This is a genomic window from Nonomuraea sp. NPDC049607, from assembly GCF_040675375.1.
Taxonomy (GTDB): Bacteria; Actinomycetota; Actinomycetes; order Streptosporangiales; family Streptosporangiaceae; genus Nonomuraea.
Map to the genome: position 1 here is coordinate 355,659 of NZ_JBFAOV010000002.1, position 16,090 is coordinate 371,748.

At 72.1% G+C, this 16,090-nt stretch carries 17 protein-coding genes; 5 read left to right on the plus strand and 12 right to left on the minus strand.

What is annotated here, in order from left to right; genetic code table 11:
• Positions 1-384: 384 nt before the first annotated feature.
• Together recG and AB0J97_RS05920 are read right to left on the minus strand one after the other, a co-directional pair.
• Positions 385-2,559 carry an ATP-dependent DNA helicase RecG gene (gene recG, locus AB0J97_RS05915; protein ID WP_364085018.1) on the minus strand — a complete coding sequence of 725 codons (2,175 nt, stop codon included), beginning with the start codon at positions 2,557-2,559 and terminating at the stop codon, positions 385-387.
• 79 nt (positions 2,560-2,638) lie between these two features.
• Entirely contained in the window at positions 2,639-4,183 is a 1,545-nt protein-coding gene (locus AB0J97_RS05920; protein ID WP_364085021.1) for a DAK2 domain-containing protein, read from the minus strand.
• Positions 4,184-4,382: 199 nt separating this feature from the next.
• On the opposite strand from AB0J97_RS05920, the gene rpmB reads away from it, so the two are divergent.
• Complete coding sequence (gene rpmB / locus AB0J97_RS05925) at positions 4,383-4,568, plus strand: 50S ribosomal protein L28 (protein WP_049556934.1); 186 nt, start codon at positions 4,383-4,385, stop codon at positions 4,566-4,568.
• A 415-nt stretch (positions 4,569-4,983) separates the two neighbouring features.
• Here the strand turns inward: rpmB and thiD are convergent, their stop codons facing one another.
• The 3 genes from thiD to AB0J97_RS05940 form a co-directional block, all read right to left on the minus strand.
• Positions 4,984-5,781, minus strand: coding sequence for a bifunctional hydroxymethylpyrimidine kinase/phosphomethylpyrimidine kinase (gene thiD / locus AB0J97_RS05930; protein WP_357697689.1), 798 nt, complete (start codon positions 5,779-5,781; stop codon positions 4,984-4,986).
• 30 nt (positions 5,782-5,811) lie between these two features.
• Positions 5,812-7,698: a hypothetical protein gene (locus tag AB0J97_RS05935; RefSeq protein ID WP_364085024.1), complete on the minus strand. Its 1,887-nt coding sequence runs from the start codon at positions 7,696-7,698 to the stop codon at positions 5,812-5,814.
• 125 nt (positions 7,699-7,823) lie between these two features.
• Entirely contained in the window at positions 7,824-8,786 is a 963-nt protein-coding gene (locus AB0J97_RS05940; protein WP_364085646.1) for a thiamine-phosphate kinase, read from the minus strand.
• Positions 8,787-8,839: 53 nt separating this feature from the next.
• Between AB0J97_RS05940 and AB0J97_RS05945 the strand changes: the two genes are divergently transcribed.
• On the plus strand, positions 8,840-9,073 hold the full coding sequence (locus AB0J97_RS05945) for an Lrp/AsnC ligand binding domain-containing protein (RefSeq protein WP_125637145.1): 234 nt from the start codon (positions 8,840-8,842) through the stop codon (positions 9,071-9,073).
• Positions 9,074-9,094: 21 nt separating this feature from the next.
• Positions 9,095-9,529 (plus strand): DUF3515 domain-containing protein, encoded by a 435-nt coding sequence (locus AB0J97_RS05950; RefSeq protein ID WP_357697683.1) that lies wholly within the window; start codon positions 9,095-9,097, stop codon positions 9,527-9,529.
• Here the strand turns inward: AB0J97_RS05950 and AB0J97_RS05955 are convergent.
• The 3 genes from AB0J97_RS05955 to AB0J97_RS05965 form a co-directional block, all read right to left on the minus strand.
• Positions 9,512-10,606 carry a D-alanine--D-alanine ligase family protein gene (locus tag AB0J97_RS05955; protein ID WP_364085029.1) on the minus strand — a complete coding sequence of 365 codons (1,095 nt, stop codon included), beginning with the start codon at positions 10,604-10,606 and terminating at the stop codon, positions 9,512-9,514. The two genes, AB0J97_RS05950 and AB0J97_RS05955, sit on opposite strands and share 18 nt — an antisense overlap.
• 62 nt (positions 10,607-10,668) lie before the next feature.
• Entirely contained in the window at positions 10,669-11,679 is a 1,011-nt protein-coding gene (locus tag AB0J97_RS05960; protein WP_357697679.1) for an NAD(P)H-dependent glycerol-3-phosphate dehydrogenase, read from the minus strand.
• 4 nt (positions 11,680-11,683) lie between these two features.
• A complete protein-coding gene (locus tag AB0J97_RS05965; protein ID WP_364085032.1) occupies positions 11,684-12,340 on the minus strand; it encodes a lysophospholipid acyltransferase family protein in 657 nt (218 codons plus the stop codon).
• A 134-nt stretch (positions 12,341-12,474) separates the two neighbouring features.
• Here AB0J97_RS05965 and cofC point away from each other — a divergent pair, with 134 nt between their 5' ends.
• Positions 12,475-13,110 (plus strand): 2-phospho-L-lactate guanylyltransferase, encoded by a 636-nt coding sequence (gene cofC, locus AB0J97_RS05970; protein WP_357697675.1) that lies wholly within the window; start codon positions 12,475-12,477, stop codon positions 13,108-13,110.
• Between the two features lie 53 nt (positions 13,111-13,163).
• Positions 13,164-13,373: a hypothetical protein gene (locus AB0J97_RS05975; RefSeq protein WP_357697673.1), complete on the plus strand. Its 210-nt coding sequence runs from the start codon at positions 13,164-13,166 to the stop codon at positions 13,371-13,373.
• 65 nt (positions 13,374-13,438) lie between these two features.
• Here AB0J97_RS05975 and AB0J97_RS05980 read toward each other — a convergent pair whose 3' ends face one another.
• The 4 genes from AB0J97_RS05980 to leuC all read right to left on the minus strand — a co-directional run bounded on the left by AB0J97_RS05980 (position 13,439) and on the right by leuC (position 16,029).
• Entirely contained in the window at positions 13,439-13,738 is a 300-nt protein-coding gene (locus AB0J97_RS05980; RefSeq protein WP_125637152.1) for an HU family DNA-binding protein, read from the minus strand.
• 99 nt (positions 13,739-13,837) lie between these two features.
• Positions 13,838-14,065 (minus strand): hypothetical protein, encoded by a 228-nt coding sequence (locus tag AB0J97_RS05985; protein WP_364085037.1) that lies wholly within the window; start codon positions 14,063-14,065, stop codon positions 13,838-13,840.
• Positions 14,044-14,631: a 3-isopropylmalate dehydratase small subunit gene (gene leuD / locus AB0J97_RS05990; protein WP_357697668.1), complete on the minus strand. Its 588-nt coding sequence runs from the start codon at positions 14,629-14,631 to the stop codon at positions 14,044-14,046. The genes AB0J97_RS05985 and leuD overlap by 22 nt, the downstream gene beginning before the upstream one ends.
• 12 nt (positions 14,632-14,643) lie before the next feature.
• Complete coding sequence (gene leuC, locus AB0J97_RS05995) at positions 14,644-16,029, minus strand: 3-isopropylmalate dehydratase large subunit (protein ID WP_364085041.1); 1,386 nt, start codon at positions 16,027-16,029, stop codon at positions 14,644-14,646.
• Positions 16,030-16,090: the final 61 nt, after the last annotated feature.

Sequence of the window (16,090 nt, forward strand, 5' to 3'; positions counted from 1 at the left end):
GCGCAGGTCAAGAGTGGACAAGTGTCGGCCTCGACTGCGCAAGGGTGATTCACATCGGGCGGATCGGCCCGCATGATGAGTCTGCGGCCTTCAAGGTGACCCACATGAAGGCCGACCGGCGTGATCGTGAGCCCTTCCGCACGCCGGTTCCCTCGGCACCTGACCCGAGGGTGGGCCCAGCCGGGGACGGCATTCGGGGGGAGGCCGTCCCCGCGGCTGGGCCTTGTAAGACCTTCATCTCTTACGGCTTCGCGTGGTTCCTCCACTCGCCGTACTTCGGCTGACGGCCCTCCATGTAACGGCCTCTGACCCTTCACCGGCTTGCCGCCGTTACGCGAGCCCCCGTCGACCTGCTCCGTGGCTCTCCGTGGCTCTCCGTGGCCCTCACGTCTTCTCCAGGTACTCCGCCTTCTCGTCCTCCAGCAGGCGGGCGATCTCCGCGCGCAGGCCGTCGTGGGTCGCGAGCTCCGGGTCCTCCGCCAGCAGGGCGGCCGCCTCGTCCCTCGCCGTGGTGATGACGTCTTCGTCGCGGAGCAGTTGCAGAAGCTTCAGCGAGCTGCGTTTGCCCGACTGGGCCGCCCCCAGGACGTCGCCCTCGCGGCGCTGCTCCAGGTCGACGCGGGACAGCTCGAAGCCGTCGAGCGTGGCGGCCACCGCGTCGAGGCGGGCGCGGGCCGGGGTGCCCTCGGGGAAGTCGGAGACCAGCAGGCACAGGCCGGGCAGGCCGCCCCGGCCCACCCGCCCGCGAAGCTGGTGGAGCTGGGAGACGCCGAAGCGGTCGGCGTCCATGATGATCATGACCGAGGAGTTGGGCACGTCGACGCCCACCTCGATGACCGTGGTCGCGACCAGCACGTCGACCTCGCCCTTGGTGAAGGAACGCATGATCGCGTCCTTCTCCTCCGGCGGGAGCTTGCCGTGCAGGGTCTCGACCCGCAGATCCTGGAAGGGGCCCTGGGTCAGCAGCTCGGCGACCTCCAGCACGGCCAGCGGCGGACGCCGCTCGTCGTCGCCCCCCGACGCCAGGTCGCCCTCGTCGCCCTCCAGATCGCCGATCCGCGGGCACACGATGTACGCCTGCCGGCCCAGCTCCACCTCCTCGCGCACCCGCTGCCAGGTGCGTTCGAGATAGTGGGGCTTCTCGGCGGCGGGCACGACGTGCGTGGTGATGGGCGCGCGCCCCGACGGGAGCTGCGACAGCGTCGAGACCTCCAGATCGCCGAAGACCGTCATGGCGACCGTGCGCGGGATCGGGGTCGCGGTCATCACCAGCACGTGCGGACGGCCGCCGCCCGCCTTCTCGCGCAACGCGTCACGCTGCTCCACGCCGAAGCGGTGCTGCTCGTCGACCACCACCAGGCCCAGGTCGGCGAACTGGACGTGCTCCTGGAGCAGGGCGTGCGTGCCCACCACGATGCCCGCCGTGCCCGAGGCCGCGTCGAGCAGCGCCGAACGCCGGGCCGCCGCGCCCATCGAACCCGTCAGCAGGGTGACCGCCGTGCCGCCGAACATGCCGCCCTGGGCCAGCTCGCCCAGCATGTTCGTGATCGAGCGGTGGTGCTGCTGGGCCAGCACCTCCGTGGGCGCCAGCAGCGCGGCCTGGCCGCCCGCGTCGACCACCTGGAGCATCGCGCGCAGCGCCACGACCGTCTTGCCCGCGCCCACCTCGCCCTGCAACAGCCGGTGCATCGGGTGCTCCAGCGCCAGGTCGGCGGCGATCTCCTCGCCCACCTGCGCCTGCCCCTCGGTGAGCGTGAACGGCAGCCGCCCGTCGAAGTCGGCCAGCATGCCGTCGGAACGCCTCGGACGCGCCTTGGCCGGCCACGCCGTGGCCGCCTGACGCCGCTGGAGCAGCACCGCCTGCAGCACGAACGCCTCGTCGAACTTCAGCCGCTTGCGCGCTTTCCCCACCTCGGCGAAGTCCTTCGGCCGATGGATGGCCACCAGCGCCTCGGCCAGCGGCTGGAGGCCGTGCCTGGCCCGCAGCTCGGCGGGCAGCGGGTCGTCGAGCGGGCCCAGCGTGTCGAGCACCACGCCGACCGCCCGCCTGATCGCCCACGGCGTCAGGTCCTTGCCCGCCGGGTAGATCGGCACCGGCGCCGACGCGAACTCCTCGGCGCTCGCCTCGCCCTCCTCGAACAGCTCGAACTCCGGGTGCGAGAGCTGCCAGCGCGGCTTGGACCGCGCCCCGAACAGCCCCACCTTGCCGGCGAACATGCCGCGCCGCCCCGGCTTGAGCCGCGACTCGGCCACATGGGAGCCCTTGCCGAAGAACGCCAGGTAGATCCGGTTGCCGTTGCCGTCGACGACCTCGGCCTCCAGCCACGTGCCGCCGCGGTTGCGCATCGGCTTGCGCATCAGCCTGGTCACCTCGCCGACCACGGTGACGTGCTCGTCGACCTCCAGCGCGTCGAGCGAGGTCAGCTCGCCGCGCTCGGCGTAGCGGCGCGGGTAGTGGCGCAGCAGGTCGCCGACCGTCTCCAGGCCGAGCACGCTGTGCAGCAGCTTGGCGGTCTTCGGGTCGAGCGCTTTGGTCAGGGGCTCGTCGAAACGGCTCACGGGATCCAGTTCTACCGCCTGCGGCCGACAGGAATCCCGCATCGGGGCTTGGAGTCGCCCCCGGAAGGGGCCTGTGCCGCTACTCGACGCCGATCAGCAGCGGGTAACCGCCCTGCTCGCCGTCGTAGACGACCAGGTCCACGTCCGGCCGGGTGCGCCGCAGGTGGTCCTCCAGGTGGACGGCGAGCCGTTCTGGCAGGCCGGAGCCCGTGACCAGGGTCACCAGCTCGCCGCCGCCCGCCAGCATCCTGTCGACGATCAGCCTCGCCACGCGTTCCAGGTCGCCGCCGATGACCGCCACGTCGCCGTCGATCAGGCCCAGCACGTCGCCCGGCCGGCACACGCCCGCGCTGGTGAACGCCTCCCTGTCCGCCACCGCCAGATGCCCGTGCCTGGTGTGGCCGGCCGCGTCCGTCATGGCCACCACGTCGTCGTCGAACCGGCGCAGCGGGTCGTGCACGGCCAGCGCCGACAACCCCTGCACGGTCGCCCTGGTCGGCAGGACGCTCACGGCCACGCCGTCCTCGCGGGCGATCTCGGCCGCCGCGACGGCCACCGCGAGCACGCCCTCGTCGTTCGGCAGCACGGCCACCTCCGCGCCCGCCTGCCTGATCGCGGCCAGCAGCTCGGGCAGCGCCGGACGGGTGCCGGGCTCGCGGCGCACCACGACCGCGCCGCTCTCCTCGAACAGCGCCGCGATCCCGTCGCCCGCCGCCACCGCCACCACGCCGCTGCCCGCCCTGCCCCGGTGCGTACGCTCGGCCAGGTACGTGATCCTGATCCGGTACGGCCGTCCCGCCCGCAACCCCGCCTCCACCGCCGCCCCCGCGTCGGCCACGTGGACGTGCACGTTCCACAGCCCCTCGCCGCCCACCACGACCAGCGACTCGCCCATGGCGTCGAGCTCGGCGCGCAGCCCGGCCACGGCGCGCTCGTCGGCGTCCAGCAGGTACATCACCTCGTAGCCCGCGCCCACCTCGGTCATCGGCGTCACCCGGGCGGTCGGCGCGGGCACGTCGTAGTGATCGCTGTAGGAGTCCGTGAGCACGGCGGCCAGGGTCTCCAGCACGATCGCCGCCCCCGCCCCGCCCGCGTCCACGACCCCGCTGCGGGCCAGCACCTCCAGCTGCCCCGGCGTACGGCGCAACGCGGCCCGCGCCTCCCGCGCCGCCTGCCGCGCCACCTCGCCCGCGTCGCCGTCCACGTCCTGGGCGGCCCGCGCGGCCGACTCCAGCACGCTCAGCACCGTGCCCTCGACCGGCCTGGCCACGGCCTCCCTGGCGAGCGTGGCCGCCCTGAGCAGCCCGGCACGCAGGTCGGTACCGTCCTTGAGCACCTCGGCCAGCCCGCGCAACGCCTGGCTGACGATGACCCCCGAGTTGCCGTGCGCCCCGACCAGCGCGCCGTACGCGAGCGTCTGCCACACCACGGCCGCGTCGACGTCGTCGGGCAGGGACTCGACGGCCTCGGCCGCGGACAGCATGGTGAGGTGCAGGTTCGTGCCGGTGTCGCCGTCGGCCACGGGGAACACGTTGAGGGCGTCGATCTCCGACCTCGCACCGCCGAGCGCGTCGGCGGCCAGGCGGGCCCAGCGGCGCACCGCGGGCGGGTCGAGGGCCTTCATCTGCGCTCCTTCGACCTCCCCGCATGCGCTACCTTGTTGGAGGAGAATATCCCCGCACCGGTCACCGTCCAGTGCTCTGGTTCGCGCCCAATGGTGTGGATCAGATATTCTCGTCTGGCTGGCCGGTTGTCCCGGCATGCCCTCCGCCCGGAAAGCATCAGCGGACAGGGCTACATCGACTGTTTTAAGGAGCGATACCGTGGCTTCCGTCTGCGATGTCTGCCGCAAGGGGCCGACCTTCGGCAACAACGTGTCCCACTCCCACCGCCGTACCCGTCGTCGTTGGAACCCCAACATCCAGACGGTCCGCGCGGTCATCGGCGGCACGCCGAAGAAGCTGAACGTGTGCACCTCGTGCATCAAGGCGGGCAAGGTCACCCGCTAGTTCTCGTCTTTCGCGAAGCCCGTCGCTCCCGGTGAGGGAGCGGCGGGCTTTCGTCGTGCCCGCCGCCGCCCCCACCGATCCTCCGTCACCCCCACCCGCTCCCCGGCTGCCCCCAGGTCGTCTCCGGTGACCCCAGGAGATTCCGCTACTCCCCGGGTGGTTCTTGGTGACCCCAGGAGGTCCCCCGCTGCCCCTGGTATTGGCCCCAGGAGGTCGGTCGCTGGCCCCTCCCCCCGCCGCCCCCGGTAGTCCGCCCCCAGGCGGCGCCGGCCCCAGGGGCCCCCACTGCCCCCAGCCCCTCCCCCGCTGACCCCAGGCGATTCCCCACTGGTCCCGCTGGGGAACGGTGGGCGAGGGGTGGGGCTGAGCAGGTCCGGGGGCGGGGGGCAGGGTGGGGCCCTGAAAGCGGGGAGGGTCAGTGCCAGAGCCAGGCGTGGTCGACCGGGCCGATGCCGTCGCCCAGGGGGAAGCCGTGGGCGATCGCGCCCGTCACGTACTCCTTGGCCTTCCCCACCGCCGTCGGGACGTCGTCGCCCAGCGCGAGGCGGGAGGCGAGGGCCGAGGCCAGAGTGCAGCCCGTGCCGTGGGTGTGGCGGTTGTCGAGGCGTTCGGCGGCGAAGCGGTACTCGGTCGCGCCGTCGGTCAGGAGGTCGACGGGAGCGCCGGGCAGGTGGCCGCCCTTGATGAGGGCCCAGGCCGGGCCGAGCGCGAGCACCGCGTCGGCGGCCCGGCGCAGGTCGTCCTCGCCCTCGACCTTGACGGAGGTGAGCTGCTCCACCTCCCACAGGTTGGGCGTCACGACGGTGGCGACGGGCAGCAGACGGGTCCTGAGCGTGTCGACGGCCGCGGGGGCGAGCAGGGAGTCCCCGTGCTTGGAGACCCCGACGGGATCGACCACCACCGGCGCGCCGTACGCCCCCAGCACCTCGGCCACCGTCTCCACCAGCACCGGCGAGGCCAGCATCCCGGTCTTGACCGCCTGCGCCCCGATGTCGCCCAGCACGGAGTCGAGCTGCGCGCGTACGGCCTCCGGCGGCAGCTCCCAGTAGCCCTGGACACCCAGCGAGTTCTGGGCCGTGACGGCGGCGATCACGCTCATGCCGTGCACGCCCATCGCCATCATGGTCTTCAGGTCGGCCTGGATGCCCGCGCCGCCTCCCGAATCGGAGCCCGCGACGGTCAGCACACGTGGAGGGGTCGTCATGAACCCCATCCAACCACTCGACCCGGACTTGTCCGGCACTCAGCCGATGGCGCACTCCCCGCCGACCAGCCCGCACGCGCCCGGCTCCTGCGCCTTCCCCGTCGCCGAGTACGTGACGTCCACCGAGTCGCCGGCGGCCAGCGAGCCCGACAGGTCGATGATCAGCAGGTCGCCGTCCTGGGTCCAGGCGCCGCCGTTCACGTTCGTGACGCGGCCCTCTACCGGCAGGGAGAAGGTCGCGTTGTCCAGCGGAGCCTGCGACTGGTTGGTGACGCGCAGCGTGGCCGAGTACGCGGTGAGCCGCTGCTTGACCGTCTGCCGCACGTTCACCGAGCCGCCGCTCCCGCCGTAACCGGCCGTCGAGGTGGTCTCGGGCACGGCGCTGCTGCCCACCGTGGGCACCACGCCGCCGTCGGTGTTGCCCACGGTCGTGGCGTCGTCGGTCGGGGTCTCGGTGATCGCCTCCTCGGGTGGCGGCTCGGGGGCCCGCGTCGGCTTGGTCGAGGGCTTCGGCCTCGTCCTGGTGGGCGTGGGGGTGGGGGCCGAGCTGCGGCGCGGGGGCCGGTTGCCGTACGTGGGGGCGGTGGTCGTCGGGGCGTCGGAGGGCGTGCTCGCGTCTTCGTCCTCCGACGGCTCGTCCGTTGGCTCCTCCGAGGGCTCCTCCTCGTCCGTGGGGTCGGAGACCGTGGCGGTCGAGGGGCTGGTGCTGGTGTGGACGGCGGCGCAGCTCGCGTCCGCGCACGTGCCGGGGTCGCCCGAGGAGCTCATGAGCTTCACGCCGGCGACCGTGCCGCCGAGCACGACGGCCACGGCGGCGACCGACAGCAGCGCCAGGCGTCCCTTGTTGTTGCCGTTGCCCTTGCCTCTGCCCCTGCCGCCGCCGGTGGGGGCGTTCGGGCCGTCGTCGTCGCCACCGCCGTCGCCGCCACCGGACGACCTGCGCCGTCCGCCGCGGCGGCGACCGCGGGACTCGTCGGTCTCGTCGAGTTCGTCGAGGTCCTGGTCGGAGGACCAGCCCGAGCGCAGGAAGCCGGTCTCGGCCTCCGCCCAGGCGGGGGTGTGCACGGCGGTCGGCTCCCCGGCCACCTTCACGTCACCGGGCTCCGGCGGCCTCCCCGGGAAGCCGCCGTCGGGGCCGCCGGGCACGTCGAACCTCGCGGTGCTGCCCGGCTCCGGCAGGTCGAACCTGGCCGTGCCACCGGGTTCCTGGGCGTCGAAGGGGCCGGTGTTCCTGCCCTGCCCGTCGAACGGACCCGTGTTGCGGCCAGAGGCGTCGAACGGACCGGTGTTCCGCTGAGGGGCGTCGAACGGGCCCGTGTTGCGCTGAGGGGCGTCGAACGGGCCCGTGTTGCGCTGGGGCGCGTCGAAGGGGCCGGTGGTGCGGCCGGAGGCGTCGAAGCTGGGCGGGGCGCCGAAGGCGGGCGTGGCGCCGGGCTGGGACGGCGGCCCACCAGAGGGCCCGACGGCGTCCCAGTCGGCCGGGCGGGCGAAGGCGCCCGTCACCTCGAACGGCCCGGCCCCGTTCGGCTCAGGGTACGGAGCCCCGGGAAACCCGGGCCCGTTCGACTCTGAGTACGCAGACCCGGAGAAGGCGGGGCCGTTCGGCTCAGAGTAGGGAGACCCGGAGAACGCGGGACCGGACGGCGGCGGAAAGGAGCCGGCGGGGTCGTCGGACGGCGTGAACCCTGGGGCGGCGTCGGCGGGCACAGCGAAGGCCCCCGTGGTCTCGAACGGCTCGGGCTGCCTGCCGCGCTGCGGCGGGCCGTCCTCGCGGCGCGGCATCGGGGCCCACTGCCCCGTCACCTCGACCTGGTCCGGCAACGCCGGCCAGCCCGGCGCCTCGGCCGGGTCGTCGGGACCCCAGAAAGCGCTGCCGTTCCCCCGTTCATCCCCATCGTCGGATCCACCGGTGCCGTGGCGGCCCATGTGTGCCCTTTCTCGCGGTTACAGTGGCCGCCAATCTTCATAACACCTTTGCTACGTCCTTGTCACAACAATCCCGCTAGTGCTACCCCAAACCAGGAAAATTTCACGTAAATCGGGACAAGTCATCACCGAAAGTGATCCCAGCCGCCTTGTCCCATCTCGCGGCCGTACACCAGGACGCCCTCCCCCTCGACCACCCGGCCCACGACCTGCCACGCCGGCGGCAGCCGTACGTCAGAGGGGAAGACCGCGGCGAGCGCGTGATCCTCGCCACCCGTGAGCACCCATTCGAGTGGATCGTTCCCCAGCTCCTTGGCCGCCGCCGCCACCGGCTCCCCCACGGTGAACGCCTCGGGATCCAGCTCGACGCGTACGCCACTGGCCTCGGCGACGTGCCCGAGGTCCTGCACCAGGCCGTCGCTGACGTCGAGCATCGCGCTCGCGCCCAGTTCGGCCGCCCGCGGCCCCTCCTCGTACGGCGGGCAGGGCCGCCGATGGGCAGCCACCGCCTCCTCCAGCACGGCGGAGCCCGCGGCGACCCCGGCCCCCAGCAGGGCCAGCCCGGCGGCGGCGTACCCCAGCCGCCCGGCCACGGCCACCACCTCCCCCGGCCGCGCCCCGGACCGCGTCACCGGCGCCCGCCCGCGCAGGTCGCCCAGCGCGGTGACCCCGATGACCACCAGGTCGGAGCGGGTGATGTCGCCCCCGACCACGCTCGCGCCGACCACCGCGCACTCCTCGCGGAACCCGTCGGTCAGGGCGTCGAGCCAGGCCACGGGCAGGTCGGGCGGGATGCCGAGCCCGACCACGATGGACGTCGGCACGGCTCCCATGGCGGCGATGTCGGCCAGGTTCTGGGCGGCGGCCTTGCGGCCCACGTCGCGCCCGCCGGACCAGTCGAGGCGGAAGTGCCTGCGCTCGACCAGCAGATCGGTCGACACGACCACCCTGCCGTCGGGCGCGGCGACCATGGCGGCGTCGTCACCGGGGCCGAGCATGACCCCCTCTCCCTGGGGCAGACGTCCGGCAATACGATTTACGACACCGAATTCGCCGAGATCTCCGACTGTGATGACGCACCTCCTGATGCACACAGGGTACGGTGGCCCTTCGGCGTGATCCAATCGCCCGGGAGGACGTGATGGTGCAGGCCTACATCCTTATTCAGACCGAGGTCGGCAAGGCCGCCGCCGTTGCCGAGGAGATCTCCGGAATTCCGGGGGTCACCCAGGCGGAAGACGTGACGGGGCCCTACGACGTGATCGTCCGCGCGGAGGCGCGCAACGTCGACGAGCTGGGCAAGCTGGTCGTGGCGCAGATTCAGGCGGTGGAGGGGATCACGCGTACTCTTACGTGTCCGATCGTTCATATCTGACACATTCGAGGTTCGGGTTCCATGCGCGCCGCCGCTGTTCTGCTTCTTCTTCTCGCACTCGCCGGCTGCGGCGGCGCCGTACAGGTCGATCCGCCCAAGCCTTCGGGGGAGGCGGCGGCGGCCTGTGACAGGCTCGCTTCCCTGCTGCCCAAGACGCTCGACGGCGCCGAGCGCGGCGTGTCGGAGCCGGCCTCGCCGTACGTGGCGGTCTGGGGGGAGTCGTCCATCGCGTTGCGCTGCGGCGTGCCGCGGCCTGCCCGGATGGCGCCGACCGACCAGCTCCAGGAGATCAACGGGGTGGGCTGGTTCGCCGACCCGGACAAGCCCATCCTGTTCACCGCCGTGGCCGCGCCCACGTACGTGGAGGTCACGGCCGGCGGCGACCACTCGGCGCCCGACGTGCTCGCGCAGCTGTCGGGGCCGATCGGGCGGGCGCTCTCAACGCAGTCCGGCTGAGCGCGACAGCGCGAGCTGGATCAGCCGGTCGACCAGCGCCGGGTAGGACACCCCCGAGGCCGCCCAGAGCTGCGGCGCGACCGACAGCGAGGTGAACCCGGGCATCGTGTTGATCTCGTTGAAGACCAGCCGGCCGTCGGGCGTGTAGAAGAAGTCGACCCTGGACAGGCCCTCGCAGTCGAGCGCCTCGAAGGCCCGTACGGCCATCGCGCGCAGCTCTTCGGCGGTCTCGGCCGGGATGTCGGCGGGCACGGTGAGCGACATCTGGTCGGGGTAGTACTTGGCCTCGAAGTCGAAGAACTCCTGGCCGCCCTCGACCTTGACCTCGCCGGGGATCGACGCGGCGGCGGGCTCGTCGCCGAGCGACTCCAGCACCGCGCACTCGATCTCGCGGCCCTCGATCGCGGCCTCGATGAGCACCTTGGGGTCGTGCAGCCTGGCGGACTCGACGGCCGACTCCAGCTCGGCGCGGTCGTGGGCCTTGGAGATGCCCTGCGAGGAGCCGGCCCGGGCGGGCTTGACGAACACCGGGAAGCCGAGCTCCTCGGCCTCCTTCAGCACGCACTCGCGGTTGAGCCGCCAGTCGCGGTCGCGGACGACGACGTATCGGCCGATCGGCAGCCCGGCGGCGGCCATCACGGTCTTCATGTGGGCCTTGTCCATGCCGACGGCGCTGGCCAGCACGCCGGAGCCGACGTAGCGGACGCCGGCCATCTCCAGCAGGCCCTGGATGGTGCCGTCCTCGGCGAACGGGCCGTGCATGACGGGGAAGACCACGTCGACCGAGCCGAGCTCGACCGGGATGCTGCCGGGGTCGTAGGCGACCAGCCCGGTGCCGCCGCTGGGCAGCGCGAGCGCGGCGCCCGAGGTGTCGACCTCGGGCAGTTGCCCGGCCTCGATGGCGAACCGCTGGTCGGACGCGGCGAGCACCCACCTGCCGTCCTGGGCGATCCCGACGGGGATCACCTCGTACTTACTCCTGTCGATCACATCCAGCACGCTGCCCGCGCCCATGAGGGACACGGCATGCTCAGAATTGCGACCTCCGAAAACGACGGCGACGCGTGGCTTGCTCATGACGTCCGAATCTACCGGGGTGTCCCCCTGACAGCGAGTCGAGCGCGCGGTGACGTCCGGATTCACACGCCGTACCGTTCGGGTTTGGGCGAGCGGGACATGAGCAGCATGCCCGCCTCCGACGGCGACATGCCGTCGTGCACGACCCCGACGACGACCTCGGTGATCGGCATCTCGACGTCGTGCTTCCTGGCCAGTTCGAGGACGGACTCGCAGGACTTCACGCCCTCGGCGGTCTGCTTGGTGGCGGCGACGACCTCGGCGAGGGTCATGCCGCGGCCCAGGTTCTCGCCAAAGGTGCGGTTGCGCGACAGCGGCGAGGTGCAGGTGGCGACCAGGTCGCCCATGCCGGCCAGGCCGGCGAAGGTGTGGGGGTCGGCGCCGAGCGCGGCGCCCAGGCGGGAGATCTCGGCCAGGCCCCTGGTGATGAGCATGGCGCTGACGTTGTCGCCCATGCCCATGCCCGCCGAGACGCCCACGGCCAGCGCGATCACGTTCTTCACCGCGCCGCCCAGCTCGACCCCGACCACGTCGGTGTTGGTGTACGGCCGGAACCACGGCGGCAGGTGGCAGGCCGCCTGGAGGCGTTCGGCGACCGACTCGTCGGTGCAGGCGACGACCGTGGCGGCGGGCTGCCGGTGGGCGATCTCCTTGGCCAGGTTGGGGCCGGACACCACCGCGACCCGCTCCTCGGGCACCTCGGCGACCTCGCGGATCACCTCGCTCATGCGCTTGGTCGTGCCGAGCTCGACGCCCTTCATGAGGCTGACCAGGACCGCTCCGGACGGGATGTGCTCGCGCCAGGCGGTCAGGTTGGGCCGCAACATCTGCGAGGGCACGGCGAGCACCACGAAGTCGGCGCCGTCGAGCGCGCGCACCGGGTCGGTGGTGGCGCGCAGGGCCTCGGGCAGCGTCACGCCGGGCAGGTAGTCGGGGTTGGCGTGGTCCTTGTCGATCGCCTCGACCAGCTCGGGCCTGCGCCCCCACAGCGTCACCTCGTTGCCCGCCTCGGCGAGGACCATGGCGAACGTGGTGCCCCACGAACCCGTGCCGAAAACGGCTGCCTTTGTCATGCCATCACCGCCTGGCGGGGTCGTAGGGAGTTTCGGGGGCCTTCTCGCCGCGCAGCTCGGTCAGTTGCTCGGTGATGGCCGCCATGATGTCGGCGGTCGCCTCCCGCAGCACACTGGCCCGCAGGGGCTGCCCCTCGTACTTGGACAGGTCGACCGGTGGGCCGACGGTCACGTGGAAGGTCTTGCGCGGGAACAGCCTGGGCTTCTTCGCGCCGTACGGGAGCAGCTCCTGGGCGCCCCAGTGGGCGACGGGGATGACCTGCACGCCGCTCTCCAGCGCCAGCCGGGCCGCGCCGGTCTTGCCCACCATGGGCCACAGGTCGGGATCGCGGGTGCAGGTGCCCTCGGGGTAGAACAGGATGGCGGCGCCGTCGCGCAGCCGCTGGGCCGAGGAGCTGAGCGACCTGGCCGCCTCGCTGCTGCCCCGCTCGACGGGGATGGCCAGCAGGCCGTTGAGCGCCGGGCCCAGGAAGGGCACCTTGAACAGCGCGGCCTTGGCCAGGATGACGGGCCAGCGGCCGTTGTTGAACAGGAAGTGCGACAGCAGGACGGGATCGGTCCAGGACAGGTGGTTGGCCGCGATGATGATGCCGCCGGTGCGCGGGAGACGCTCGCCGTTGCGCCAGTCCCTCTTGACCAGGAGCGTCGACAGCGGCTTCACCACCGCTACGGCGAATGACTCCCAGAAACGCGAAGGTCGCGTGGGGCGGCTCATGCTCTCCTCCAACCCGTACGGTATTCGCCCCAAGTCTCCCGGTTGGCCGCGTGGGATGTCGAGGCGAGATGCTTAAGCCTATGAGCAACCGCTGGTCTCTGGTCATTCCGGTGAAGACGCTGGTCGCGGCGAAGACCCGGCTGGCCGCCGCCACGGGGCCGCATCGTACGCGGCTGGCCGTGGCCGTGGCCTGCGACACCGTGGCGGCGGCGCTGGCGTGCCCGATGGTGGCGCGGGTGGTCGTGGTGACCGCCGATCCGGCCGCGGCGGGGCCGCTGGGGGCGCTGGGGGCGGAGGTGGTGCACGATCCCGACCGAGGGCTCAACACCGCGCTGCGCACGGGCGCGGCCCATGCCGTACGCGTCGCTCCCGGTGACGCGGTGGGCGCCCTCCAGGCCGACCTGCCGGCGCTGCGACCGGCCGAGCTGGCGACGGCGCTGACGGCGGCGGCCGAGTTCGACCAGTCGTTCGTGCCGGACGCGCAGGAGGTCGGCACGACGTTCTACGGCGTTCTTCCCGGCCGGCCGTTCACGCCGCGGTTCGGCGGCGAGTCGCGGGCCAAGCACCTGGGCGGCGGCGCGAAGGAGTTGTGCCCGCCGGGGATCGACTCGCTCCGGCGGGACGTGGACACCCCCGACGACCTGCGCGCGGCCCTCGTCCTGGGGCTGGGCCGGCACACGGCGGCGGTGGTCGCCGACCTGTGGCCGGACGCGTGATCCTCCGGGCCGCCTCTCGCCCGCCGGGCGGCGATCGGCTTAGGCTGGTCGGCGTGCAGGCGACGGTACGCAGCTTCGACGAGGTCACCCGTTCCGGCTCGGTCTTCCTCGACGACGGGACGGTGCTGGAGTTCGGCACGCGCGCCTTCGACGCGGGGCCGCTGCGGCTGCTGCGCACGGGGCAGCGGGTGAATCTCGCCACCGACGGCGGGGAGATCACCTACATCACGCTGTCGACGTTCCCGATTCCCGCGCCCGAATGACGACGCGGTCCCGGAAAACAGCGAACGCCCGGGCGTGGGCCGCCCGGGCGTGATGTCCGCTGAGACTATTTCTTCTTGCCGACCTGCTTGCCGCCCTCGTTCACCAGGTCCTTGAATTCAGAGCCGGGACGGAACTTGGGCGCCCAGCTCTCGGCGACCTTGATCTCGGCGCCGGTCGACGGGTTCCTGGCAGTGCGGGCGGGCTTGTTCACCATCTCGAACGCGCCGAAGCCCGTGATGGAGACCTTGTCCCCGCTCGCCACAGCCTTCTGGATGGCCTCGATGACCGCGTTGACGGCCTCGGTGGCCGTCCTTTTGTCGCCCACCCGATCGGTGATGGCGTCGACGAGCTCTCGCTTGTTCATGAAAGTCCTGCTCCCCCAGTGACGGCTCGGGGTTCCAGCTCTCGAGTTCGACGTAGAAACCCCTTACGCGCTCGAAAGTAGGCGGGATCGCGGGGGAACTCAATCACCCTGCGTGTTTTTCCCCTCGCGTGGCGTGTCGAGAGCGCTCAAAAAGGCGTCGAGGCGGGCGGCCGCCCTTTCCGGATCGCGCTTGGCGAGATCGCAGATGGACAGGTAGCGGCGGGCCGCCCGTTCCTTGTCGGCGGCGGGGAGCATGCGGACGCGGCGGTGCGCCTCGCGCAACCGCCGCGCCAGTCGGTCGTCCTCTAGACGGTCGTCGGCAGCCATGGCTGCCGACCATTCTCGTACGTGGCCACATCGTCGGCGTGACGCAGGGTCAGCCCGATGTCGTCCAGGCCTTCGGTGAGCCGCCAGCGGGTGTAGTCGTCGATCTCGAACGGCACGACCTCGCCGGCCCAGCGGACCTGACGTTCCAGCAGGTCGACGGTCACCTGGAGTTTGGGGTCGGCCTCGACGGCGGCCTGCAGGGCCTCGACCTTCTCGCCGGGCAGGACGACCGGCAGCAGGCCCATCTTGGTGGAGTTGTTGCGGAAGATGTCGCCGAAGCGGGCGGCGATCACGGCGCGGAAGCCGTACTGCTGCAGGGCCCACACGGCGTGCTCGCGGGAGGAGCCGGTGCCGAAGTCGGGGCCGGAGACCAGGATCGAGCCGCCCTCGTAGGACGGGTCGTTCAGGACGAACGTCGGGTCCTCGCGCCAGGCGGCGAACAGGCCCTTCTCGAAGCCGGTGCGGCTGACCTGCTTGAGCCAGACGGCCGGGATGATCTGGTCGGTGTCGACGTTGCTGCGGCGCAGCGGCACCGCCGTACCGGTGTGGGTGGTGAAGGCGTCCATCGGTCGTTCTCCTTACAGGTCGGCGGGGGCGGTCAGGCGGCCGGTGACGGCGGTCGCGGCGGCGACCTGCGGCGACACCAGGTGGGTGCGTCCGCCCTTGCCCTGGCGGCCCTCGAAGTTGCGGTTGGAGGTGGAGGCGCTGCGCTCGCCGGGCTGGAGCGTGTCGGGGTTCATGCCGAGGCACATCGAGCAGCCGGCCTCGCGCCACTCGGCGCCGGCGGCCTTGAACACCTCGTGCAGGCCCTCCTGCTCGGCCTGGAGCTTGACCAGCATCGAGCCGGGCACGATCAGCGTGCGGGTGCGGACCTGGCGGCCGCGCAGGATCTCGGCGGCCGAGCGCAGGTCCTCGATGCGGCCGTTGGTGCACGAGCCGACGAACACGGTGTCGACCTCGATCTCGCGCAGCGGCGTGCCCGCGGTCAGGCCCATGTACTCCAGCGCGCGCTCGGCGGCCGAGCGCTCGACCGGGTCGGCGAAGCTGTCGGGGCTGGGCACGGACTCGCCCAGCGGCAGGCCCTGGCCGGGGTTGGTGCCCCACGTGACGTACGGGGTCAGGGTCGTGGCGTCGATCTCCACGACCTTGTCGAACACGGCGTCGTCGTCGGTGCGCAGCGACTTCCAGTACTCGACGGCCTGGTCCCACAGCTCGCCCTTGGGGGCGTGCTGGCGGTCCTTGAGGTAGGCGAAGGTGGTCTCGTCCGGGGCGATCACGCCGGCGCGGGCGCCCGCCTCGATGGACATGTTGCAGACGGTCATGCGGCCCTCCATGGAGAGCTTGCGCACGGCCTCGCCGCGGTACTCGACGATGTAGCCCTGGCCGCCGCCGGTGCCGATCTTGGCGATGATCGCCAGGATCAGGTCCTTGGCCGTGACGCCGGCGGGCAGCTCGCCCGAGACCTCGATGGCCATCGTCTTCGGCCGGTAGGCGGGCAGCGTCTGGGTGGCCAGGACGTGCTCGACCTCGGAGGTGCCGATGCCGAACGCGATGCCGCCGAAGGCGCCGTGGGTGGAGGTGTGCGAGTCGCCGCACACGATCGTCATGCCCGGCTGGGTCAGGCCGAACTGCGGGCCGATGATGTGCACCACGCCCTGGCCGGCGTCGCCCATCGGGTGCAGCCTGATGCCGAACTCGGCGGCGTTCTTGCGCAGCGTCTCGACCTGGGCCTTGGAGACGGGGTCGGAGATCGGGCCGAGGACGGTCGGAACGTTGTGGTCCTCGGTGGCGATGGTGAGATCGGGCCTGCGCACCTTCCGGCCGGCGAGACGGAGTCCGTCGAACGCCTGCGGACTGGTCACCTCGTGAATGAGGTGCAGGTCGATGTAGAGCAGGTCGGGTTCGCCCTCCGCACGGCGGACGACGTGCTGCTCCCAGACCTTCTCGGCCAGTGTGCGGCCCATGATCTCCTCCTTGAGATTGCCTCCGACTTGCTTTCTCATATGTCGAGACGGCAGTATCGGT